This is a genomic window from Streptomyces sp. NPDC017448, assembly GCF_044330565.1.
In the GTDB taxonomy this organism is placed as follows: Bacteria; Actinomycetota; Actinomycetes; order Streptomycetales; family Streptomycetaceae; genus Streptomyces.
This window is the reverse complement of sequence record NZ_JBIRLM010000018.1, coordinates 14,250-37,945: the sequence shown is the minus strand read 5'-3', so window position 1 is coordinate 37,945 and position 23,696 is coordinate 14,250. Positions and strand designations below refer to the sequence as shown.

Genomic DNA, 23,696 nt, shown 5'->3' with positions numbered 1-23,696 from the left:
GGCCATGCGGGCGGGGTGCGGGTCTCGCGGGGCCGCCGGGCGGTAAGAAGGCCGTCCGGAGGGGTCCGGACGGCACGGGGCGGGGAGGCGTCAGCCTTGCTGGAACAGCTCCGCGGGCAGCGGCTTGAGCAGGGTGTACAGGTCGTCGGTGATCGGCCGGTCCCAGCTGGCGATGGTCACCAGGACGCCGTCGCTGCGATCGAACTGCACGCAGGAGATACGGCTCTCGGAGAGCTTGACGCGGCGGACGATCAGCAGGTTGTCGCCCTGCATGACGGGGACGTCCTCGGAGCTGACGACCTCGATCGGCTCGTCGTTCTCCAGGGCGAGCAGCAGCTGGGCCACCTCGAAGGGGACCTGGCCCTCCTCGGTCTCGCGGGCGGGTGAGCCTTCCGGGAGGTTGCCGATGACCATCGCCGGGCCCCGGCCGCCGTACAGGTCGTAGCGGAGGAAGACGCCCTGGCAGCTGCCGTCGGGCGCGGGGAGCAGACCGGCGCCGAGGTTGCCGGGCCAGTCCCCGGGGTCCATGGCCAGGACGTCGAAGTCCGGGCCCGCGGGTGTTGCGGCACTACGGCGGCGGAGGAAGGACATGCCCCCCATGGTACGTGTCCCGGCTCACGCCGCGGAGCCGGGCCCGGGCCCGCCGGCGGGGGCGGCGGGCGCGGGCGCGGGGGCGGGGGCGCGGCGAAGATCCCCGCGCCGATCATCGGCCCCAGGCCGATCACCACGGCGTCGAAGACCCCCGGCCGCCGTTGCAACTCCGGCGGCCCGGCCTCCGCCGCCGGCTTGCTCATGCACTCACTCCTCGGCGACCCAGCACACCCCTTACGGCACCGGTACCGGAAGAGGTACGAGCCGGGTGCGCCCTCCGGCGCATCGCGTCGGGCGTTCGGCCCCGCCGGAGCCTTTTCCCGGACGTGACAGGGTCAGGCGAGGCCGAACTCCCGGATCGCGGCGAGGAATTCCTCCGGCCGGTCCGTGTGGATCAGGTGTCCGGCATCGATGGTGACCGAAGCGGCGTTCGGTAGCGCGCGGACCAGCTGCGCCAGTTGCCCCTGGTCGATGTGGCTGGTGGGGCCGCCGCCGATGACGAGGGTGGGCGCGGTGATCTCCGAAAGCCGCTCACGGGCAGCGGGGTCGGGGGCGTTGAGCTGGGCGTCGATGGCGGGGACGACGGCCCAGTCGAAGTCGAGGACGCCGTCCGGGCGGACGGGGGGCGGCCGGGGTGGGTCGAGCGGGAGAAGGGGCGGGGCGTCCTCGATGACCAGCCGCCCGACCAGGCCCGCTTCGCGCTGGGCCAGGAGGTAGGCGGCCACCCCGCCCAGGGAGTGGCCGACGACCGTCGCCCCGGCCAGGTCACGGGCCTCCAGAAAGGCGTGGAGGTCGTCGCGGAACGTCTCGAAGGAGTAGCGGCGCAGTTAGGCGGCTTCGCGCAGGTCCTGGCCGCTCACCACGATGCCCACGGCCCGGACGCCGGGCGTCACCAGGGTCAGGGTCCGCAGCCGTTCCGGGTGGCGGGCCGCGTACAGCAGGGCCAGGTCCGCCCCGGCGGAGTGGGCCAGTACGTCGATCCGGTCGAGGCCGAGGTGGGCGCGCAGGGCCTCCACATCGTCGACGAGCCGGTCGCAGCGGTAGGTCGAGGGGTCCTCGGGCACACCGGATCCGCCGGTGCCGCGCAGGTCCAGCAGGACGAGCTGCCGACGGGCGGCGAGCCCTCCGAGGTCTCCGAGGTACGCGCTCGCCCGCATCGGTCCGCCGGGCAGGCAGATCAGCGGCTCCCCCTCCCCCACCAGACGGTAGGCGAGCGGGGTCGTGTCGTACGCGGGGAAGATCGGCATGCGCCCCATCCGAACAGCACCCCGGGAGCCGGCGCACCGGACTTCGCCACCGGCGGATCGCCCGCGCGGCCCGCCCGCCTCTTGCCCGCACCCCCGGCCGCCTGCCTTACTGCTCCCAGCGAGGGCGACCGAATGATCGGTCGCCTCTGTGGCGACCTGCGGGTCGCCCGTATGTCTCCTGTGCTGGAAGGAAGGATCTCGATGACGGCCATGCTGGACGCGGCGGAACGGCTGGGCCGGGGCGAGTTGGAGGCCCTGCAGCTGGAACGGCTGAGGTCCACGCTGCACCACGCCTACGCCAACGTCCCCTTCTACCGGGCGGCGTTCGACCGGGCGGGGCTGCGGCCCGAGGACTGCCGGACGCTCGCGGACCTGGCCCGGTTCCCGTTCACGGTCAAGGCGGACCTGCGGGACAACTACCCCTTCGGAATGTTCGCCGTACCGGAGCACGAGGTGCGCAGGATCCACGCCTCCAGCGGCACGACGGGGCGTCCGACGGTCGTCGGGTACACCGGACGCGACCTGGACACCTGGGCGGACGTGGTGGCCCGGTCGATCCGGGCGGCGGGCGGGCGGCCCGGCCACAAGGTGCATGTGGCGTACGGCTACGGGCTGTTCACCGGAGGGCTCGGCGCGCACTACGGGGCGGAGCGGCTGGGCTGCACGGTGATCCCGGCCTCCGGGGGCATGACCGCGCGCCAGGTCCGGCTGATCCAGGACTTCCGGCCCGAGATCATCATGATCACGCCGTCCTACATGCTGACGCTGCTGGACGAGTTCGAACGGCAGGGGGTCGATCCGCGCTCCACGTCCCTGAAGGTCGGGATCTTCGGCGCGGAGCCGTGGACCGAGGAGATGCGCCGGGAGATCGAGGACCGGTTCGCCATCGACGCGGTGGACATCTACGGACTCTCGGAGGTGATGGGTCCGGGGGTGGCTCAGGAGTGCGTGGAGACGAAGGACGGGCTGCACGTCTGGGAGGACCACTTCTACCCGGAGGTGGTGGACCCGTTCACCGGCGAGGTGCTGCCGGAGGGCGAGGAGGGGGAGCTGGTCTTCACCTCGCTGACCAAGGAGGCGATGCCGGTGGTCCGCTACCGCACCCGGGACCTGACGCGGCTGCTGCCGGGGACGGCGCGGACATTCCGCCGGATGGAGAAGGTCACCGGTCGCAGCGACGACATGGTGATCCTGCGGGGGGTCAACCTCTTCCCCACCCAGATCGAGGAGATCGTGCTCCGTACGCCCGCCGTCGCCCCGCACTTCCAGCTGCGGCTGACCCGGCACGGGCGGCTCGACGCGCTGACGGTGTTCGCGGAGGCGCGGGCCGGCGCGACGACCGAGGAACGGGAGAGGGCGGCGCGGTCCATCGTGGCGGCGGTGAAGGACGGCATCGGGGTGTCGGTGAGCGTCGAGATCGTGGACCCGGAGTCGCTGGAGCGCTCGGTGGGCAAGATCCGGCGGATCGTGGACCTGCGGGAGCCCGGCAGGGGGTAGGGAGCGCCTCGGGTCCGGCCGGCTCGCTCCGGGCCGGCCCCGGGCCCCCGGGACGGCGACGGGTCCGGCGCCGGGTGCGTACCGGCCGGTCCTCGCTCCCCCGGCCGGGGGCGGGCTCCCCCGGCCCGCCCCGGGTTCAGCCCAGCTCGTCCCGCAGCCGCCGCTTGAGGATCTTCCCGCTGGCGTTGCGCGGCAGGGCGTCCACGAACACGATGCGCTTGGGCGCCTTGAAGGCGGGGAGTTTCTCGCGGGCGTGGGCGATGAGTTCGCGCTCGTCCGCGCTCGTCCCGCCGCGTCGGACGACGACGGCGGTGACGGCCTCGATCCAGCGGTCGTCGGGCAGCCCGACGACGGCGGCCTCCGCGACGGCCGGATGGGTGTAGAGGACGTCCTCGACCTGGCGGGAGGCGACGAGCACGCCGCCGGAGTTGATGACGTCCTTGACCCGGTCGACGACGGTGAGGAAGCCTTCGGCGTCGCGGACCGCGAGGTCGCCGGAGCGGAACCAGCCGTCGCGGAAGGCCGCGGCCGTCTCCTCGGGCTTCTCCCAGTAGCCGGAACACAGCTGGGGCGAGCGGTAGACGATTTCGCCGGGGGTTCCGTCGGGGACGTCCTCCCCCTTCTCGTCGACGACCCGGGCCTCCACGAAGAGGACCGGGCGCCCGCAGGACTCCATCCGCCCCTCGTGCTCGTCGGGGCCGAGCACGGTGGCGAGCGGACCGATCTCGCTCTGGCCGAAGCAGTTGTGGAAGGCCAGGCGCGGGAGGCGTTCGCGCAGGCGCTCCAGGACGGGTACGGGCATGATCGAGGCCCCGTAGAACGCCTTGCGCAGACCGCCGAGGTCGCGGGTGGCGAACTCCGGGTGGTCGGCGAGGCCGATCCAGACGGTGGGCGGGGCGAAGAGGCTGTCGGCCAGCCCCGCTTCGACGAGGTCGAAGATCCGGCCGGCGTCCGGGGCGTCCAGGATGGTGTTCTCCGCTCCCACCGCCAGGTACGGCAGCAGGAACACGTGCATCTGGGCCGAGTGGTAGAGCGGCAGGGAGTGCACGGGCCGGTCGCTCGCGGCGAGGGAGAGCGCGGTGATCGCGCTGACGTACTCGTGGACCAGGGCCCCGTGCGTCATCATCGCCCCCTTGGGGAGGGCGGTGGTGCCGGACGTGTACAGCAACTGCACCAGGTCGTCGGAGGCGGGCGGGCGCTTCGGGGTGAAGGGCCGCTCGGTCTCCAGGGCGTCGAGCAGGGAGCCGGGCGCGTCGCGCAGGGTGCGCACCGGGAGCCCGGCGGGGAGCCGGGAGGCGAGGTCCGGGTCGGTCAGGACGAGGGTGGAGCCGGACTGGCCGAGGAGGTAGGCGAGGTCGTCGCCGGTGAGGTTCTGGTTGACCGGCACGTGGACGAGCCCGGCCCGCGCACAGGCGAGGAAGCCGATCAGGTAGGCGTCGGAGTTGTGCGCGTAGGCGGCCACGCGGTCACCGAAAGCCAGTCCGTGCTCCTCGGTGAGGACGGCTGCGGCCGTGGAGACGGCGGCGTCCAGGGAGCGGTAGGTCCAGGCCCGGCCCTCGTACCGCACGGCGGTCCGGGCGGGGGTGCGCCGGGCGCTGCGGGTGAGGACGCCGTCCACCGTGCTGCTGCGTACACCTGTCATGGCGTGATCCTGTGCGGCCGGTCCCCGCCGGGTCAAGAGGCTGGATACCGACCGGACGGTTGACAGTTCCCCGGACCCCCTGGCTGAGTTGCGCGTGGCTGTCCGGGCGGTCCGGAGCGGCCGCCGTGCCACCGCACCGCTGGGAGGAACACCTTGACGCTACGCAACCGTCTGAGACTGCTCGGGGTAGCCGGTCTCGCCCTGTTCACCGTGTCGGCGTCGCTGCCGCCGGCCGCCGCGTCCGGAGCGGGAGCGGAGCGGCGCCCGGCCGGCGGCGGTCTCTCCGCCGTCATCCGGTACACGGAGTACGGAATTCCGCACATCGTGGCGAAGGACTACGCGCAGCTCGGCTTCGGCACCGGCTGGGCGCAGGCCGCCGACCAGGTGTGCACCCTGGCGGACGGCTTCCTCACCGTGCGCGGGGAGCGGTCGCGGTACTTCGGGCCGGACGCCGCCACGGACTTCTCGCTCTCCTCGGCGGCGACGAACCTCTCCAGCGATCTGTACTTCCGGGGCGTCCGGGACAGCGGCACGGTGGAGAGGCTGCTCAAGGCGCCCGCGCCCGCCGGTCCGAGCCGGGAGGTGAAGGAGACGATGCGCGGGTTCGCCGCCGGGTACAACGCGTGGATCGCGCAGAACCGCATCACCGATCCGGCCTGCCGGGGCGCGTCCTGGGTGCGCCCGGTGACGGCGCTGGACGTGGCGGCGCGCGGGTACGCGCTGGCCGTGCTCGGCGGCCAGGGGCGCGGCATCGACGGCATCACCGCCGCGCAGCCGCCGACCGCCGCTCCCCCGGCGGCCGGGGTCACCCCCGAGGAGGCCGCGGCGGCGGCGAAGCGCCTGCTGTCGGCGCAGAACGCGGACATGGGCTCCAACGCGGTCGCCTTCGACGGCTCCACCACGGCGAACGGGCGCGGGCTGCTGCTCGGCAACCCGCACTACCCGTGGCAGGGCGGGCGGCGCTTCTGGCAGGCGCAGCAGACGATCCCCGGCGAGCTGAACGTGGCGGGCGCCTCCCTGCTGGGGGCGACGACGATCTCGATCGGGCACAACGCGGACGTGGCGTGGAGCCATACGGTCGCCACCGGAGTGCCGCTGAACCTGCATCAGCTCACCCTCGATCCGGCCGACCCGACCGTCTACCTGGTGGACGGCGAGCGGGAGCGGATGACGCGGCGGACCGTGAGCGTCCCGGTGAAGGACGCCGCCCCGGTGAAGCGCACCCAGTGGTGGACGCGCTACGGCCCCGTCACGACCTCCATGGGCGCGGCGCTGCCGTTGCCGTGGACGGCGAGCACGGCGTACGCGCTGAACGATCCGAACGCGGTGAACCTGCGGATGGCCGACACGGGGCTGGGATTCGCGAAGGCCCGCTCCACGGCGGACGTCGAGCGTTCGCTGCGCCGGAACCAGGGGCTGCCGTGGGTGAACACGATCGCGGCGGACCGGGCGGGGCACTCGTTCTTCTCCCAGTCGCAGGTGCTGCCGAGGATCACGGACGAGTTGGCGCAGCGCTGCTCGACCCCGCTCGGCCGGGCGACGTACCCCGCCTCCGGCCTCGCGGTGCTGGACGGTTCGCGGAAGGACTGCGCGCCGGGCAGTGACCGGGACGCGGTGCAGCCGGGGATCTTCGGGCCGGACCGGATGCCCGCCCTGAAGAACCTGCCCTATGTGGAGAACTCCAACGACAGCGCCTGGCTGACCAACGCGGAGCGGCCGCTGACGGGGTACGAGCGGGTCTTCGGCACGGTCGCGACGCCCCGGTCGGTGCGGACGCGCGGCGCGATCGAGGACGTCGCGGCGATGGCGCGGAAGGGCCGCCTCGGGGTGCGGGATCTGCAGCGGCAGCAGTTCGCCAACCGGGTGCCGGCCGGTGACCTGGTCGCCTCCGACGCGGCGACGTGGTGTGCGGCGCTGCCGGGCGGCACGGCCGTGGGCTCGGACGGCGCCGCGGTCGACGTGTCCGGTGCCTGCCGGGTGCTGCGGCGCTGGGACCGGTCCGCGGACAGCGACAGCCGGGGCGCGCTGCTCTTCGACCGCTTCTGGCGCAGGGCGTCGTCGGCGCCCGCCGCGGAGCTGTGGCGGACGCCGTTCGACCCGGCCGATCCGGTGCGCACCCCGCGCGGCCTGAACACCGCCGCGCCGAGGCTCGGCAAGGCGCTGGCGGACGCGGTGGCGGAGCTGCGGGCGGCGGGCATCGCGCTCGACGCCCCGCTGGGGAAGCACCAGTTCGTCGAACGCAACGGCGAACGGCTCCCGATCGGCGGTGGTACGGAGTCGCTGGGCGTCTGGAACAAGACCGAGCCGGTGTGGAACCCGTCGGGCGGCGGTTATACGGAGGTGTCGGCGGGGTCCAGCTACATCCAGGCGGTCGGCTGGGACGACAGCCGCTGCCCGGTGGCGCGGACGCTGCTGACGTACTCCCAGTCGGAGAACCCGAGGTCGCCGCAGTACAGCGACCAGACCCGGCTGTACGCGGGTGAGCGCTGGGTGACGTCGCGGTTCTGCGAGAAGGACATCGCCCGCTCGCCCGCGCTGCGGGTGGTGCGGGTGCACGAACGGCGGTAGGCGGTTCCGGGGAGGGGCGGGCCCCGCCCCTCCCCGGCCATGGCCACAGGGGCGCCCGAAGCCCTGCCCGGCCGCAGGACGCCGCGGCGGAAGGCAGCGGGAGAACGGCTCCTGACACCGCGTCACATTCTGGTGGCGCCGGTACCCGCGCGGTACGGCGGAGGTGACAGTAACCTCTGCGGCGGCAGGAACTTTCACTGCTCGGCCAGATGTCGGAAGTTACTTTCGCGCGGGCTCCGGATGTACGGGCACCGCCCGGTGACCGGCCGCCCGGCGCGGGGAGGAGTTGCGGATGACCGGGGACACGCAGGGCTTCGGGCGCACGGCGGACGGCCGGGGCGCAGACGGGGACGGTGGCGCCGCCGGGGGCGGGAGGGCCGCGAACGGCACGGGCGGCCCGGTCCGCGGCGGCGTCGCCCGGCGGCGGCTCGGCGGCGGGATACTGGCGCTGGGCGGCGCACTCGCGCTGGCTCCGATCCCGGCGGCGGGCGCGGCCCCGCGCGGGGGGCCGGGAGCGGGAGCGGCGAAGAGGGCGGCCGGCACGGGAGCGGGCATGGGATCAGGGGCGCACCGGCCCACACTGCGGCGCGGGAGCGCGGCGCGCGCCGGGCTGCTCCAGGAACCGCTGGACCAGCTCGTCCGGGACGCCGAGGCGTACCTCTCCGACTCCCCCGCCCACCCCTGGTACGCGGGCGCGGTGCTGCTCGCCGGGCGGGGCGGCACCGTGGCGCTGCACCGGCCGATCGGCAAGGCGGTGCGGTACGCGGCGTACGACGAGAAGACCGACACCGGGGTGGAGTTCCCGGCCGACCAGCAGATCCCCATGGCCGAGGACACCGTCTTCGACCTGGCCTCGATCTCCAAGCTGTTCACCTCTCTCCTGGCGGTCCAGCAGATCGAGCGGGGCACGTTGGCGCTGGAGGCGACGGTCGCCTCCTACCTCCCGGACTTCGCCGGGGGCGGCAAGGAGGGCATCACGGTCCGTCACCTGCTGACCCACACCTCGGGGTTCCGCTCCTGGATACCGCTGTACGAGGAGCCGACCCGGGAGGGCAAGCTCCAAAGGCTGTGGGAGGAGGTCCCGGTGAGCACGCCGGGCAGCGCGTACCTCTACTCCGATCTCAACCTGATCTCGCTGCAGCTGATCCTGGAGAAGATCACCGGCCGTCCGCTGGACGCCCTGCTCCACGACGAGATCACCGCCCCGCTCGGGATGCGTCGTACCCGCTACAACCCGCCCGCGTCCTGGAAGCCGCGGATCGCGGCGACCGAGGACGCCCGGCGGCCCTGGTCCGGCATCGACCGGGGGCTGGTCTGGGGCGAGGTGCACGACGAGAACGCGTACAGCCTGGACGGGGTCGCGGGGCACGCCGGGGTCTTCTCCTGCGCCTGGGATCTCGCGGTCCTCGCCCGGACGCTCCTCAACGGCGGGATCTACGGCCGCGCCCGCATCCTGTCCGAGGAATCGGTCGACCTGCTGTTCACCGACTTCAACACCGACTTCCCGGGCGACGAGCACGGCCTCGGCTTCGAGCTCTACCAGCACTGGTACATGGGGGCGATGGCCACCCCGCGCAGCGCGGGGCACACCGGGTTCACCGGCACCAGCCTGGTGCTCGACCCGACGACCGACACCTTCCTGATCGTGCTGGGCAACTCCGTCCACCCCGTGCGGAGTTGGCGCTCGGGCAGCGCCCCGCGGGTGGCGACCGCCAACCAGCTGGCACGGGCCGTTCCGGTCCGGCCCGAACGCGGGCGGACGGCCTGGTTCTCCGGGATGTCGAGCGCGACCACGGCCACACTGACGCTGCCCGCCCTGCGGCTGCGTTCCTCCCGGGCCCGGCTGGAGTGCGCGCTGTGGTGGGACACCGAACCCGGCTCCGACTCCCTGGCGCTGGAGGCGTCGACGGGGCAGGAGTGGCAGCCGGTGCCGTTCACCACCGAGGCCCGGGGTGCCGGCCACCACCCGGACCCGCAGCCGCACCCGACGGGATCGGTGAGCGGCTGGTCGGGGCGGGTGTGGCACCGGCTGGAGGCGGACCTCTCGGCCTGGCGCGGCGAGAGCCTCCACCTGCGGTGGCGGTACACCACGGACCAGCGGTACGTGGGGCGCGGCGCGTACGTGGGCTCCCTCCGGGTGCGGGACGGGGCCGTCACCGTCTTCGACTCCGGACGGCCCCGGGACGCGGGGCGGATCGGAGCGACGGGCTGGGTCCTGTCGGCCGACTGAGCGGTGCGGCGGGGGGGGGGGCGGGGGGGGGGGGGGGCCCCCCCCCCCCCCCCCCCCCGGCACCACCGCCACGATGGCGACGCGTCCGGTGCGCACCGGCGTCACCACCGGTTCATCCGAAGGCCGTTGAATGGCACGGTCCCTGCGCGAGCGGCTCGGGCCGCCCGTCCCGTGGTCGAATCCAGGAGGCACACCCATGAGCAGTGCTCGGCACACCGCCCCCTCCGCCCGGGTGCTCTCCCGGTGACCGGCGGGCACGTTCCCGTACCGGCGAGGCGAGGGCTGCTGTACGCGGCGGCCGCCGGAGCCGCGGCGGCCTTCGCCTCGGCCCCGGACGCGTCGGCGGCCCCGCGTCCGGGCACTTCCTGGACCACCTCGTGGGCCACCGCGCAGACCGCGCCCACGGCGGACGACCCCCTGGCATCCGCCGGTCTCACCGACGGGCTCTGCACCGCGCGGCTGCGGCTCTCGGCGGGCGGCCAGGTCCGGCTGCGGTACGCGCACGGTTTCGGAACCGCACCGGTGCTGGTGGGCCCGGTGACCGCCGGCGGGCGCCCGGTCACCTTCGGCGGACGGCCGCAGGAGTGGCTCGCGGCAGGCGCGTCGCTCACCAGCGACCCGGTGGCGGGGCTGCGGGTTCCGGACGGGTCGCTGCTGACCGTCGACACACGGCTGCCGGGCCCCACCGGCCCGCTCTCCTTCCACCGCAACACCCACGCCTGGCACCTGGTCGACGGTGTCCGGACCCGGTCCGTCCTCCTTCTCACCGGGGTCGAGACCACCGGGGCCCGCGGTCCGGTGGTCGCCGTGCTGGGCGACTCCATCGCCGAGGGCACCGGCACACCTGACGACGGGGACCTGCGCTGGCCCGACCAGTTGGCCCGCCGGCTGCCCGGCTCCGCCGTCGCCAACCTCGGTATCAGCGGCAACCGGCTGCTGCTCGACAGCGACCGCTTCGGGCCGGGCGCGCAGGCCCGCTTCGACCGGGACGTGCTGTCGCTGCCGGGGCTGCGGACGGTGGTGGTGCACCTGGGCGTCAACGACCTCCACCACCTGCCGGTCGAACGCGACGCGGGACGGATGGTGGCCGCGTACCGTCAACTCGCCCTGCGCGCCCGGTCCGCCGGGCTGCGGGTGGTGGGCGCCACGATCGCGCCGTTCGAGGGGTGGAAGCGCTGGACCCCGGAGCAGGACGCGGTGCGCCACCGGGTCAACGAGGCCGTGCGCACCGGGCGGGTCTTCGACGCCGTCGCCGACGTCGACGCCGCCCTGCGCGATCCGGACCGGCCCTCCCGGCTCCTGCCCGCGTTCGACAGCGGCGACGGCCTGCATCCGGGCCCCTCCGGTCACACGGCGATCGCCGCCGCCGTCGAGCGCGGACACCTGCGTTAGGGGGCGCCCCTCACCCTTCCAGGACCGCCATCGCCGCGTTGTGGCCGGGAACCCCGCTGACGCCGCCGCCCCGCACCGCGCCCGCCCCGCAGAGCAGCACGGTGGGGTGGGCGGTCTCCACGCCCCAGCGCCCGACGCCCTCCTCCGCGTACGGGAAGGCGAGATCGCGGTGGAAGATGTGGCCGCCGGGCAGTCTCAGCTCCCTCTCCAGGTCGAGCGGGGTCTTCGCCTCGATGCAGGGCTCCCCCCGCTCGTCGAGGGCCAGGCAGTCGGCGATCGGCTCCTCCAGGTGCGCGTCCAGTTCGGCGAGGGTCGCCTTCAGCAGGGCGGTGCGGGCGGCGTCGTTGTCGGCGGCGAACAGCCGGGCGGGGGCGTGCAGGCCGAAGAGGGTGAGGGTCTGGTAGCCGCGGGCGGCGAGTTCGGGGTCGAGGATCGAGGGGTCGGTCAGGGAGTGGCAGTAGATCTCCGAGGGCGGTGCGGCGGGCAGCCGCCCGGCCGCCGCCTCCCGGTACGCCTCGGCCAACTGCCCGTACCCTTCCGCGATGTGGAAGGTCCCGGCGAACGCCTGCCGGGGGTCGACGGTCCGGTCGCGGAGCCGGGGCAACCGGGTCAGCAGCATGTTCACCTTGAGCTGGGCGCCCTCGGCGGCCGGGGGTGGGGCGTCGCCGAGCAGGGCGGCGAGGGCCGCGGGGGAAGCGTTGACGAGAACGCGGCGGGCGGCGACCGCGTGTTCGCCGTCGGGTGTACGGACGGTGACCTCGGCAGCGGTCCCGTCGGTCTCGATCCGGGTCGCCTCGTGCTGTACGCGGATCTCGGCGCCCGCCGCTCGGGCGGTGGCGGCCAGTGCGTCGGTGAGGGCGCCCATGCCGCCCACCGGGACGTCCCAGTCCCCGGTGCCGCCGCCGATCACATGGTAGAGAAAGCACCGGTTCTGGAGGAGCGAGGGGTCGTGGGCGTCGGCGAAGGTGCCGATCAGCGCGTCGGTGAGGACGACCCCGCGCACCAGGTCGTCGGTGAACTCCTCCTCGACGGCCACTCCGAGCGGCTCCTCGAACAGCGCCCGCCAGGCGTCGGGGTCACCGATCCGCTCGCGCAGCGCGTCCCGGCGGGGCAGCGGCTCGGTGAGCGTCGGGAAGACCCGCTCGGCGACCCGCCGCGTCATGGCGTAGAACCGCTGCCACGCCGCGTACTCGCGCTCGCCGCCGGTCAGCGCGGCGAAGGACTCCCGCGTGGCGCCCCCGCCCGCGACGAGCAGCCCGGTGGGCCGCCCGTCCCGCACGGCGGGGGTGTAGGAGGAGACGGTCCGCTTGCGTACGGCGAAGTCGAGGCCCAGGTCCCGGACGATCTTGTCGGGCAGCAGGGAGACCAGGTACGAGTACCGGGAGAGCCGGGCGTCGACCCCGGCGAAGGGGCGGGTCGAGACCGCCGCTCCCCCGGTGGCTCCGAGCCGTTCCAGGACCAGGACGGACTGTCCGGCACGGGCGAGGTAGGCGGCGGCGACCAGACCGTTGTGGCCGCCGCCGACGATCACCGCGTCGTAGCGGTCGCGGGAGGGCGCGCCGGGGGCGGACCCCGCTCGGGCGACGGGCCGGCCCGCGGGGGGCCGGGGTGCGGGGCTCTGGGGTGCGGGGCTCTGGGGTGCGCGCATGCGTCTTCGTAACACGCCGCCCGCGCTCCGGACCAGAGGCGGCGGCCCGACGGCGCTCGCGCGTGTACGTGCCGGGCGGGGGCCCGCCGCCGCGTCCGCACCGAGCCGCTCGATCTTGTTCGTACGTGCCGGGCGTGCGGGACCCGTCCCTCGCTTCCCGCCGGACGACGCCGCCAGGCCGGCAGGCCGCCCCGGGCCCGGCGTCGAACTGCCGTCGCCGCCCGGAGGGGGCGGCTCGGCGGCAGGCCCTACGCCTGCGCGAGCCGTTCCAGGCAGTGCGCCTCGTCCTCGCGGGCGGCGAGCGTCTGGGGGTGGCCGGGGCCCAGGGTGCGGGTGCGCGCCTCCGCCACCTGCCGGTACGCCACCAGGGCCTCCCTCCACCGGCCGAGCCAGCCGAGCCCGGCGGCGACCTCCCGGCGGCTGATCACCGTGTCCGGGTGGTCGGGGCCCAGGGTGCGCTCCCGCAGGGCGCAGACCTCGCGGGCCTCGGCCAGCGCCTCCTCCCAGCGCCCCAGCCTCCCGAGGTTGACTCCGAGGCCGTGTCGGGCGCGCAGGGTCTCGGGGTCGGCCCCGCCCGCGGTGCGGGTGCGGCCCTCGACCAGGGACCGGTACACCTCCAGGGCCTCCGCGTCCCGGCCGAGGCGGCCGAGGCTGATGCCTGCCTCGTAGCGGGCGGCGAAGGTGTCGGGGTGGTCGGCCCCGAGGGTGGCCGCGCGGGCGCGGGCGACGTCCTGGTAGATCTCGAGCGCCTCCGTCCAGCGGCCCAGCCTGCCCAGGCCGTACGCCACTTCGTAGCGGCTGGCGAGGGTGTCGGGGTGGTCCGGGCCGAGGAGGCGGAGGCGCTGGGCGGCGACCTCGCGGTGCACCTCGGCCGCCTCCGCCCAGCGGCCCAGGCGGCCGAGGTCGATGCCCGCGCCGTGCCGGCCCTCCAGCGTGGCGAGGAGGCCGGGGGCGGGCGGTCCGGCCGGGACGGAGACGGAGGAGCCGGTGTGCGGGGCGGTGGCGGTCGCCGCGGTCCACTGCCCCGTCAGCCCGGCGGCCGGGTCGGGACGGTCGGCGGCCGGGGGCGTCGAGCCGGTCGCCGGGCGGCCGGCGGTCATGGAGCGGGTCCAGGCGGGCAGGGCCTTCGCGCGGGGGGCGGGCGGCAGCCCGGCCCCGGGGCGGGTGAGGGGCCCCGGCCCGAGCGCGGGCTGTTCCCCGGTCCGGCCGAGGACGATGCGGCGGCGCAGGTCGCCCGCGTCCGTGGGCCGTTCGTCGGGGGCCTTGGCGAGCAGATCGAGGACGACGCGGTCGAAGAAGCCGGGCAGTTCGGCGCGGTGGGTGCGCAGGGGTTCCGGCGGGGTGTCGCGGTGGCCGACGAGTACGGCCCAGGCGTCCTCCTGGTCGAACGGCGGCGCCCCGGTGGCGATCTCGTACAGGACGCAGCCCAGCGAGTAGAGGTCACTGCGGTGGTCGACCTCCTTGCCGCTGATCTGTTCAGGCGACATGTAGTGCGGGGTGCCCATGGCGAGACCGGTGGTGGTGAGCCGGGAGCTCATGCCGATGTCGTGGCCCAGGCGCGCTATGCCGAAGTCGCAGATCTTCACGGTGCCGTCGGTCAGCCGCATGATGTTGGCGGGCTTGAGGTCGCGGTGGACGATGCCCTGCCGGTGGGTGTAGCCGAGGGCGTCGGCGACCTGTTCCGCGATGTCGACGACGTGCTCGACGGGCAGCGGGTGCTGTTCGTTCTCCTCCAGGAGCTGGCTCAGGTTCTGTCCGTCGAGCAGTTCCATGACGAGGTAGGGCACGCCCTCGTCCTCGCCGAAGTCATGGACGACGGTGACGCCCCGGTGCTGGAGGGAGGCGGCGACCCGGGCCTCGCGCCGGAAGCGTTCACGCAGCACACGGGTGAACGCCCGGTCGTGCTGGGGGCCCACGGGTTTGAGGCATTTGACGGCGACCTGACGGCCCAGCGATTCGTCGAGGGCGCGCCACACCTCGCCCATGCCGCCACGTCCGATCAGCTCGATCAGCCGGTAGCGGCTCTGGATCAGCCCGGTCTCCGCCATCGTCCGCTTCCCGCCCCCGTCGTTCCCCGTGGCCGCCGCCCGAGCCATCGGGCCCTCCCCGGCCCCGTCCAGTATGGCTGCCGGCCGGCGGCGGCGGTACGCGGCGGGGCGCCCTCCGCCGTACCGCACACCACCTCGCCATCGTTCACCCGGTGGTCAGGACCGCGACCGCACGCGGTGCAAAGGCGCGGGGCGGCTCACGGCGTGCCGGTGCCGTGCAGGCAGTGGTCGAGCAGTGCGTGCATACGGGGAACCGGGAGGGCGGGGTTGGCCGCGGCGCTCTCGGCCGTGGCGGGGTCGGCGAGGAGCGCCTCCATGGTCTCCGGCGCCAGGTTCGGGTTGGTCGCGGCCGCCCGCCGTACCGACGCGTCGGGGTCCGCCACCGGCGGCTCGGGCAGGGCGGGATCGGCCGCGGCCAGGGCGCGTACCTCGGGATCCGGGTGGCCGGTGAGGTGGGCCCGTCCGGTACGGGGGAACGCGGGCAGGTCCAGCAGGTGCGGGCGGTGGGCCGGGCGGGTGGTGAAGACGTCCAGGAGTAGACGCGGCGGGGCCTGGGCGTGGTGGCAGGCCAGCCGGATCCGCACCTCCTCGTCGGCGTCCCGCGCGAGCGCCTCCACCAGCTCCGCGCACAGACCCGGCCAACTGGCCGCGACCCGGCGGAGCACCGGTTCCCCGGACACCGCGCAGGCGGCGAACCAGTCGGGCGACGGGCCCGGCGACGCGCCCCTCGTCGGCTCGGCGAACGGCTCCGTGACGGGGCAGGTGCAGTCGGGGCCGTGCCCGGCGACCCGCTGGACCACCGCGTACTCGGCCCAGGTGGGTGTGAAGGGCTGGAGACGCGCGCGCATCCGCACATCCTCGTCCGGATCCGCGGCCAGTACCTCGATGAGGTCCGGTCCCGCATCGGGCCGGGCCGCGGCCAGCGCGCGCACCCCGGCGTCGGGGTGGCGGGCGAGCCGGGCGACGGCGTGGGCCGGGATGTGCCGGTTCCGGGCCAGGGGGCGTACCGTGCCGTCCGCGAAACACCGCTCGACGAGAGCGGGGGTCAGCGCACAGGTCTCGAACACGAACGCGTTGCGCGCCCCGAAGGACGGCAGCATGGCCTCCACCCGTTCCGGGTCCAGCACCCAACTGCTGTCCCGCGCCGCTCGACGGACCTCGGGGTCCGGATCGTCCAGCAGCGCCGTCCGCTGCTCCGGGGTGAGGGACTGCCAGCTCCGGGTGGCGCGTACGCGGAGTCCGGGATGCCGGTGGCCCGCCAGGGAGGGTGGGAAGGAGAGCGGAATCTGCCGGGACGACACGAGTTCGGCTGCGATCTCGTCCGCGGTGGCCCTTCCGTCCTCACCTCCGTCCCGGGCGGTCAGGAGGGCCACGAGGATGTCGTCCGGGAGCGGCCGGACCCGCCGGGGAAAGCCCCGGGGCCCGCCGGCGAGCCACCCCCGCACGACCCCCGAAGGATCCGTCGCCAGGGGGGCGAGCCGCACCGGGTCGACGAACCGGTTGCGGGCGAGCGCACGCCGGATGTGCTGGTCCGGGTGGCGGAGGGCCGCGTCGATGACGGCGCCGGGCAGCTCCCGTCCTTCGCACATCGCCGGGCCGGCCCCGTGGCCCGACCGGTCCAGGAGGCGTATCAGCACCCCGGAAGGCGCCGCCGGGTTGAAGGCGACGCCGCGCAGCCACGGTTCGCACAGGGGGTCGGACACCCCGTCATCCTGCCACCCCGCCGCCCCCCACCTGCCCGGAGCTGCGCACGGCCCCTCCGGAGCCCCGCTTCGGCGTCGCCCGTGTGCGGGGGCTCACGGAGCAGAACCTGTTGCAGGGATCGGGAGGGGCCGGGAGGCGGGCCGGGGCGTCAGCGCTTGACGGCGCGCAGGACCACGAACTTCGGGTCGCCCGCGACCGTGGTGCAGTTCCCGAAGATCCGGCGCAGGTGGGTGTGGTACGAGAGGTGCCGGTTGCCCACGACCCACAGCTCGCCGCCCTGGCGCAGCGCGGTCCGTGCGCCGGTGAACATCGTTCGGGCGGTCGCGTCGGTGGTGGCGAGGTGCGAGTGGAAGGGCGGGTTGTTCAGCACCAGGTCCACGCTGCCCGGGGCCAGGCCGGCGAGCCCGTCGCCGACCAGGAAGTCCGCCTTGGCGCCGTCCGGCGCGGATTCCCGGAAGGTCTCCTCGGCGGAGGCGACCGCCCCGTAGGACTCGTCGACGCAGGTGATGTGCGCTTCGGGGGCGGCGATGGCGGCGGAGAGCCCGAGGACGCCGTTGCCGCAGCCGAGGTCGACGATCCGGGCGGCCCCGCCGCGGGTGGGCAGGTGCTTCAGGAAGAAGCGGGTGCCGAGGTCGAGGCGGTCGGCGCAGAAGATCCCGGCGTGGTTGACGACGGTCCGCCCGGAGGCGGGGCCCACGTCGGCGGGGAGCTCGTAGCGGTAGGGGTACGGACTCGGCGTACGCGGCAGTGCGGGGTCCGGGGTGGAGAAGACGAGCCGCGCCTTGCGCACCGCGAGGGAGGTGCGGGTCGGGCCGATGATCCGCTCGAAGAGCTTGAGCGTGGAGGTGTGGATCTCCTTGACCATGCCGGTGCCGATGACCACGGTGTCCGCGTGGACGGCGGGGGCGATGCGGTGGAGCTGGTCCTCCAGGAACGCCAGGGACTTGGGCACCCGGACGAGGAGGACGTCGATCCGGCCGGGCGGGGCGTCGCGCGAGGACAGCAGGCGTACCGCGTCCTGGTCGAGGCCGTTGCGGGCCAGGTTGGCGAGGGTGGCGCGCCGGGCCAGGTAGGAGTCGCCGATCTGCACGGGCCGGTGTGCGGCCAGGGCGGTGGCGAGCGCTCCCCACCGGTCCCCCAGGACGGCGACGGTCCCCGAGAGGTCCACCGGGCCCGTCTCGGGGTCCGCGAGCTGTCGGAGCAGGTATTCGTCGGCGGCGTCCCACGCCCGGAAGGGGTCGCGCGGATGCTCGGGGAAGCGGGCGAGTTCGAAGGCGCCCTGCGAGGTCGTCAAACGGTTCATATGGCACTCAGGCTAGCCGAGGCGGCCGGGGGGGCGCCCCACACGCTCCCCGGCCCCTCGGCTGCCGTCACCTCGGCGTACGGCTCCGCGCACCCGTCCGCCGGGTGGCTCCGGGCCCGTGGGCCGTCAGGGCAGTTGCTTGTCGATGGCCGAGCGCCCTTCGTCGGCCAGTTTGCGGCGGGCCCATTCCAGGTTCTCCGGTGTCAGGTCCCGCCCGGAGGCGAGTACCAGGTCCTCCGGACTGGGCCGGTCGCTCGCGCCCGTGTGCAGGAGCCGGTCGGGCGTGACGCCGTCCGGTCCGGCCAGGGCCTCGGATACGGTTTCGGGCTCTTCGCTCATGCCGCCTCCTCGTCCTTGCGGCAATTCTCGCTCGCCCGGGGCCCGGCCGCATCCGAGGAGGGCGCCCCCGTTACCCGGGAGAGTGAATCAGCCCATGGGAGGCGCGGGGTGTGGGCAGGACAGGGAAGCCACAGCCCCCACCTTCTCCGAGGCGGTGCCCATGATCCACGGTGTCGACGTCAGCGCCTACCAGCCCTCCTACGACACGGAGGGGGTCGATTTCGTCCTCATCAAGTCCACCGAAGGCCGCACCTACGTCAATCCGCGCCTGGACGCGCAGGTCAAGCGGGCCCGGGACGCCGAGTGCGTCGTCGGCTTCTACCACTTCCTCTGGCCGGGGAACGTGTCGGAGCAGGTCGAGTACTTCCTGGACAAGACCCCCGAGAAGGCGGGCGACCTGCTCGCGGTCGACTGGGAGCAGACCGGCGGCGGGACGCGTGCGAGCAGCGCGGAGAAGGACCGTTTCATCAAGGCGGTGAAGGAGGAGCGCCCCGACCACCGGGTCCTGCTGTACTGCAACCGGGCGTTCTGGCTCGACCACGACACCAGCGGTTACGCGGGCGACGGGCTGTGGATCGCCGACTACGTCTCCGCGGGCAGACCCCGCATCGAGGCGGACTGGCGCATCCACCAGTACACCGACGACCCGCTCGACAGGAACGTGGCCGACTTCGGCTCCATCCGGGCGCTGCGCGAGTGGGCCGCCGGGTAGCCGTCGCCCGGACCCCGACCGTCCCGTAGCGGCTCCGAGGCGCGCGGGACGGTCCGCTTTCCCGGCCCCCCACCCATCCAGACTTGACCTGCACATGATAGGTACACCGTGTTCACACGTGCGGCACCGCGCCTGTGGAAGGCTCCGGCTGACCACCTACCGCAACGGCCGCCGCGCGACCGCCCCCGCACCCGGGAGGGGTTCGCCGCGGTGTCCGCGTTTCGGGGAGGACACCCCACATGTCCCGTCGCCTCTCGTTCTACGCGCGTCCACTCATGGCCGCGACAGCCGCCGTCACCGTACTGTCGGGCACCGCCGCCGCAGCCCCCGCGGACACCCCGCCCGACCGCCCCGCCACCATCGCGGCAGCCCTCGACTCCACGTACTACCAGGGCGCCGCCGGCAAGTCCGGCGCCGAACTCAAGGCCGCCCTGCACACGATCATCAGCGCCCAGACCAGACTCTCCTACAGCCAGGTGTGGGACGCCCTCAAGGCCACCGACGAGGACCCCGCCAACCCCTCCAACGTCATCCTGCTGTACACCGGACGCTCCCAGTCCAAGAACGACAACGGCGGCGACCCGGGCCAGTGGAACCGGGAGCACGTCTGGGCCAAGTCGCACGGCGACTTCGGTACGGCGACGGGCCCGGGCACCGACATCCACCACCTGCGGCCCACGGACGTCCAGGTCAACTCAACGCGCGGCAACAAGGACTTCGACGACGGAGGGAGCGAACTGGGCTCCGCGCCCGGCAACTTCACCGACGGCGACTCCTTCGAGCCGCGCGACGAGGTCAAGGGCGACGTCGCCCGCATGATCCTCTACATGGCGGTCCGGTACGAGGGGAACGACTCCTTCGCCGACCTCGAACCCAACGACCAGGTGAACAACGGGTCCGCACCGAAGATGGGCAGGCTCTCCGTCCTCAAGCGGTGGAGCCGGGAGGACCCGCCGGACACCTTCGAGAAGCGCCGCAACGACGTCATATTCGAGCGGTTCCAGCACAACCGGAACCCGTTCGTGGACCACCCCGAGTGGGTGGGCTCCATCTGGGGGTGACGGGCTCAGCCCTCCCCGGCCAGGGTCCGCGCGCAGGCTTCCACGGCGTCCTCACGGGTGGCGTGGTGCGGCAGGTCCTGGCCGGTCCGCTCCCGTACGGCGTCGATGGGGCCGAGCACGTCCTTCGGGTCCACGACCGCCGCGTACCGCCCGTCGGCGGTGAGCCGGGCGAGCCCGGTGTGCAGCATCGCCAGCGCCACGGAGTCGACGGACGTGACGTCGTGCAGGTCGAGCACGACCGGGCCGCCGTCCGGCCCCGACTCGTCCAGGGCGTACAGCACGCGCTCGGCGGCCGTGAAGTCGATGGCCCCCTGGGCGACGACGACGCCGACCCGCTCGCGCAAGCCCCGCTCCCGCTCCCCGGAGGGGGCCGAGGGCAGGTCGTCGGCGGTCGTGACGAGGGTGACGGTGGAGCCCGGCAGCGCGGGGTTGAGCATGAGGTGGAGGCCGTACCGCCGTGACATCGCCTCCAGTGCGGCGTGGCCGCGCACCGAACCGCCGGTGGCGTCCAGCCGCGGGCTGTACGTCGCCACCCCGAAGCGGGCCGGGCCCACCGCGATGAGCCCGCCGGAGACCCCGCTCTTGGCGGGCAGCCCCACCCGCAGCAGCCAGTCGCCGGAACCGTCGTACATGCCGCAGGTCGCCATGACGGCGAGGACCCGCGCGGCGACCTCGGCGGAGACGACCCGCTCACGGGTCACGGGGTTCACCCCGCCGTAGGCGAGGGTCGCGGCCATCGTGGCGAGGTCGAGGGCGGTGACGCGGATCGCGCACTGGCGGAAGTAGCGGTCGACCGCCAGGACCGGGTCGACGGGCAGGGTACCGGTGGAGCGGATCAGGTAGGCCAGCGCCCGGTTGCGGTCGCCGGTCGCCGATTCGGAGGCGAACACCTCCTCGTCCACGTCCAGTTCGCGTCCGGCGAAGCGGCCGAGGCAGCGCAGGATCCGGTCGAAGGCGGGTTCGCCGGGAGCGTCCGGGACCAGGGCCGTGGTGACGATCGCGCCGGCGTTGACCATGGCGTTGGCGGGACGGCCCGTACCGGGTTCGAGGCTGATGGCGTTGAACGCCTCACCGCTCGGCTCGGCGCCCACCCAGCGGCTGACCTCGTCGAGGCCGAGAGCGGAGAGCGCGAGGGCGTAGACGAACGGTTTGGAGACGGACTGGACGGTGAAAGGGACCTCCGCCTCGCCCGCGCTGTAGCGGTGCCCGTCCATGCTGACCAGGGCCAGCCCGAAGGCGTCCGGGTCGGCGAGGGCGAGCTGGGGGATGTAGCCGGCCGGTTCCCCCTCCCGTACGGCGGCGAACCGGTCGCGCAGCCCGGCGAGCGAGTCGGTGACCGCGTCGGCGGCGCTCACCGGGCGGCCACCCGCCGGGGCCGGGCGCGGGGGGCCGCCTCGACGCCGCCGACGCCCACCGCGCCCGGCGCGACTTCGGTCGCCTTTCCCACCAGGAACGCGGGCACCGCGCCTCCTCTCGCATCACAGAGTGACAACTCGCCCATATTAGGATCAAAAGCTATGAATTGAGGGACAAAGCAATCTCTCCACCTGCTTCACACGGAAGCGGGTTCGAGTCCCGGGAGGGAACGATGGACACGGACGCCCTGACCGCCGACCTGTTGCGGGAGCTGCGGGCGCCCCGCCCCTACCCGGTGCTGTCCCTGACCATGCCGACGCACCGCACGGCCCCGGACAATGCCCAGGACCCGGTCCGCCTGCGGAACCTGGTGGCCGAGGCCGGAGCCCGTCTCGACGAGGACCCGCAGGTCAGCCAGGAGGCCGCGGCCGCTCTCCGGGACCAGCTGGAGCGGGCGGCGGCCGAGGTGGACCCGCGTGGAGCGCTGGACTCCCTGGTGCTCCTGGTCACCACCGACGCGTACTGGATCTGGCAGTTGCCGCGCACGGCACCCGAACGGGTGGTGCTCAGCGACACCTTCCTCACCCGCAACCTCGTCGCGGCCAAGGCCCAGGCGCGGCCGTTCCGGGCACTGACCGTCGCCGCCGACCACGCGACCCTCTGGTCCGGGACGGTGGACGGCATCCACCGCGTGGAGGGGTCGGGCTTTCCGCTGACCGCGCCGCAGGAGCAGCCGGACCCGCAGCGCGAGGAACGGATCGGGGACACTCCGAGCCTCTTCACCGACGAGGAGACCCGGAACTTCTTCCGGGACGTGGACGCGAAGCTGCGCACGGTCCTCGCCGACGATCCGCGTCCGCTGTATCTGATGGGCCAGGCGCCCGCCCTCTCACTGCTCGACGAAGTCGGTACGGCTTCCGCCTCCGCCGTGGGCCGGGTGGCCAAGGGCGCGCCGCCCGGCCTCTCCGCCGCCGAGGTCCTCACCGAGCTGGAGCCCGCCCTCGCCGAGGGCGCTCGACGGGCGGCGGCCGACGTGGAGGCCCGGCTCGACGACGCTCGCAGCGCCCGCACCTTCGCCGCCGGACTCGACGAGGTCTGGGCCGCGGTCCGGGAGGGCCGGGCGGGAACGGTCGCGGTGGAGGAGCACTTCCGGACGACCGTGCGGGTGACCGACGAGCACCTGGAGCCGGTGTCCGAGGAGGCCGCGCGGACGGCGGAGGGCACGGTCCGCGAGGACATCGTCGACGAACTGGTCGAGACGGCGCTGGACGGCGGCGCCGACGTCGTCTTCGTCGAGGACGACTCGCTGGCGGACCACGGGCGGATCGCGGCGGCCCTGCGCTACTGACCACGCACCGAGGCCCTGCCGGTCCGTCCGTCAGCCCAGGCGGCGGACCGGTCGCCCGTCGAGGAAGGCCCGGATGTCCTCCACCGCCTGGCCGTAGTACGTCGCGTAGTTGGCGCGCGACACATAGCCCAGGTGCGGGGTGGCCAGCAGCCCCGGGGTCGTGCGCACCGGGTCGTCGGCCGGGAGCGGCTCGGTGTCGAACACGTCGGTCGCGGCTCCGGCGATCACTCCGTCGCGCAGGGCGGCGAGGAGGGCGTCCGTGTCGACGATGGCCGCCCTGGAGGTGTTGACCAGGTACGCGGTCGGGCGCATCCGGGCGAGTTCGGGCGCGCCGATCAGACCCCGGGTCCGTTCGCCGAGCGCCAGGTGGACGGAGACGAAGTCGCTCGCGGCCAGCAGCTCCTCCTTGGAGGCGGCGAGCCTCGCTCCGACCTCGTCGGCCCGCTCCCGGGTCAGGTTCTGGCTCCAGGCCACCACGTCCATGCCGAAGGCCAGGCCCACTCGGGCCACTCGGCCGCCGATCTTCCCGAGCCCCAGCAGGCCGAGCGTGCGCCCGTGCAGGTCGGCCCCGAGGGTGGACTGCCAGGGCCCGCCCGTGCGCAGGGACTCGGTCTCGGGGACGATGCCGCGCGCGAGGCCCAGCAGCAGCGCCCAGGTGAGTTCGACGGGCGGGGTGGAGGAGCTGGCGGTGCCGCAGACGACGACGTCGTGCCGTCGCGCGGCGTCGAAGTCGATGACGGAGTTGCGCATGCCGGAGGCGACGAGCAGCCGCAGCCGGGGCAGCCGGGCGAACAGGTCGGCCGGGAACGGCACCCGTTCGCGGAGGGTCACCACGATGTCGAAGCCGGCGAGGGCGGCGGCCGCCTCGTCCACCGTGGCCAGGTGCTCGGTGAACGTCACGATCTCGACGTCGGCGGTCACGGGCGACCAGTCGGCCACGGTGGCGGCGACCGACTGGAAGTCCTCGATGACGGCGCAGCGCAGCTTCATGGCAGCCCCTCTCGGTACCG

General features: G+C 74.2%; 16 protein-coding genes and 1 pseudogene. 7 read left to right on the top strand and 10 right to left on the bottom strand.

Annotated features, from left to right (window positions below):
- Nucleotides 1–90: 90 nt before the first annotated feature.
- Nucleotides 91–591: a hypothetical protein gene (locus ACH4K1_RS25480; protein WP_228992838.1), complete on the bottom strand. Its 501-nt coding sequence runs from the start codon at nt 589–591 to the stop codon at nt 91–93.
- 335 nt (nt 592–926) lie between these two features.
- Nucleotides 927–1,838, bottom strand: a pseudogene (locus ACH4K1_RS25475) (alpha/beta fold hydrolase).
- 201 nt (nt 1,839–2,039) lie between these two features.
- Between ACH4K1_RS25475 and paaK the strand changes: the two are divergent.
- On the top strand, nt 2,040–3,335 hold the full coding sequence (paaK, locus tag ACH4K1_RS25470) for a phenylacetate--CoA ligase PaaK (RefSeq protein WP_398091789.1): 1,296 nt from the start codon (nt 2,040–2,042) through the stop codon (nt 3,333–3,335).
- Nucleotides 3,336–3,471: 136 nt separating this feature from the next.
- On the opposite strand, the gene ACH4K1_RS25465 is transcribed toward paaK, so the two are convergent.
- Nucleotides 3,472–4,977, bottom strand: coding sequence for an acyl-CoA synthetase (locus ACH4K1_RS25465; RefSeq protein WP_398091788.1), 1,506 nt, complete (start codon nt 4,975–4,977; stop codon nt 3,472–3,474).
- Between the two features lie 153 nt (nt 4,978–5,130).
- Between ACH4K1_RS25465 and ACH4K1_RS25460 the strand changes: the two genes are divergently transcribed.
- From ACH4K1_RS25460 to ACH4K1_RS25450, 3 genes are all read left to right on the top strand, one after another.
- Nucleotides 5,131–7,545 carry an acylase gene (locus ACH4K1_RS25460; RefSeq protein ID WP_398091787.1) on the top strand — a complete coding sequence of 805 codons (2,415 nt, stop codon included), beginning with the start codon at nt 5,131–5,133 and terminating at the stop codon, nt 7,543–7,545.
- Nucleotides 7,546–7,837: 292 nt separating this feature from the next.
- The gene (locus ACH4K1_RS25455; RefSeq protein WP_398091786.1) at nt 7,838–9,775 is read left to right on the top strand and encodes a serine hydrolase; all 1,938 of its coding nucleotides are present in this window, start codon (nt 7,838–7,840) and stop codon (nt 9,773–9,775) included.
- Between the two features lie 243 nt (nt 9,776–10,018).
- Complete coding sequence (locus ACH4K1_RS25450; RefSeq protein ID WP_398091784.1) at nt 10,019–11,167, top strand: SGNH/GDSL hydrolase family protein; 1,149 nt, start codon at nt 10,019–10,021, stop codon at nt 11,165–11,167.
- A gap of 10 nt (nt 11,168–11,177) precedes the next feature.
- Here ACH4K1_RS25450 and ACH4K1_RS25445 read toward each other — a convergent pair whose 3' ends face one another.
- From ACH4K1_RS25445 to ACH4K1_RS25425, 5 genes are all read right to left on the bottom strand, one after another.
- Nucleotides 11,178–12,815, bottom strand: a complete 1,638-nt coding sequence (locus ACH4K1_RS25445) for a phytoene desaturase family protein (protein ID WP_398091782.1) — start codon at nt 12,813–12,815, stop codon at nt 11,178–11,180.
- A 248-nt stretch (nt 12,816–13,063) separates the two neighbouring features.
- Complete coding sequence (locus tag ACH4K1_RS25440; protein ID WP_398091958.1) at nt 13,064–14,863, bottom strand: protein kinase; 1,800 nt, start codon at nt 14,861–14,863, stop codon at nt 13,064–13,066.
- 197 nt (nt 14,864–15,060) lie between these two features.
- On the bottom strand, nt 15,061–16,566 hold the full coding sequence (locus ACH4K1_RS25435; RefSeq protein WP_398091781.1) for a hypothetical protein: 1,506 nt from the start codon (nt 16,564–16,566) through the stop codon (nt 15,061–15,063).
- 149 nt (nt 16,567–16,715) lie between these two features.
- Nucleotides 16,716–17,870, bottom strand: coding sequence for a methyltransferase (locus ACH4K1_RS25430; protein ID WP_398091780.1), 1,155 nt, complete (start codon nt 17,868–17,870; stop codon nt 16,716–16,718).
- A 126-nt stretch (nt 17,871–17,996) separates the two neighbouring features.
- Nucleotides 17,997–18,209 (bottom strand): hypothetical protein, encoded by a 213-nt coding sequence (locus tag ACH4K1_RS25425; RefSeq protein WP_030116922.1) that lies wholly within the window; start codon nt 18,207–18,209, stop codon nt 17,997–17,999.
- A gap of 160 nt (nt 18,210–18,369) precedes the next feature.
- On the opposite strand from ACH4K1_RS25425, the gene ACH4K1_RS25420 reads away from it, so the two are divergent.
- A complete protein-coding gene (locus tag ACH4K1_RS25420; protein ID WP_398091778.1) occupies nt 18,370–18,921 on the top strand; it encodes a GH25 family lysozyme in 552 nt (183 codons plus the stop codon).
- 239 nt (nt 18,922–19,160) lie between these two features.
- On the top strand, nt 19,161–19,982 hold the full coding sequence (locus tag ACH4K1_RS25415; RefSeq protein WP_398091777.1) for an endonuclease I family protein: 822 nt from the start codon (nt 19,161–19,163) through the stop codon (nt 19,980–19,982).
- Between the two features lie 5 nt (nt 19,983–19,987).
- On the opposite strand, the gene glsA is transcribed toward ACH4K1_RS25415, so the two are convergent.
- Nucleotides 19,988–21,337 (bottom strand): glutaminase A, encoded by a 1,350-nt coding sequence (gene glsA, locus ACH4K1_RS25410; RefSeq protein WP_398091776.1) that lies wholly within the window; start codon nt 21,335–21,337, stop codon nt 19,988–19,990.
- 233 nt (nt 21,338–21,570) lie between these two features.
- Here glsA and ACH4K1_RS25405 point away from each other — a divergent pair, with 233 nt between their 5' ends.
- A complete protein-coding gene (locus ACH4K1_RS25405; protein ID WP_398091775.1) occupies nt 21,571–22,686 on the top strand; it encodes a chemotaxis protein in 1,116 nt (371 codons plus the stop codon).
- A gap of 30 nt (nt 22,687–22,716) precedes the next feature.
- Here ACH4K1_RS25405 and ACH4K1_RS25400 read toward each other — a convergent pair whose 3' ends face one another.
- The gene (locus tag ACH4K1_RS25400; protein ID WP_398091774.1) at nt 22,717–23,676 is read right to left on the bottom strand and encodes a D-2-hydroxyacid dehydrogenase family protein; all 960 of its coding nucleotides are present in this window, start codon (nt 23,674–23,676) and stop codon (nt 22,717–22,719) included.
- Nucleotides 23,677–23,696: the final 20 nt, after the last annotated feature.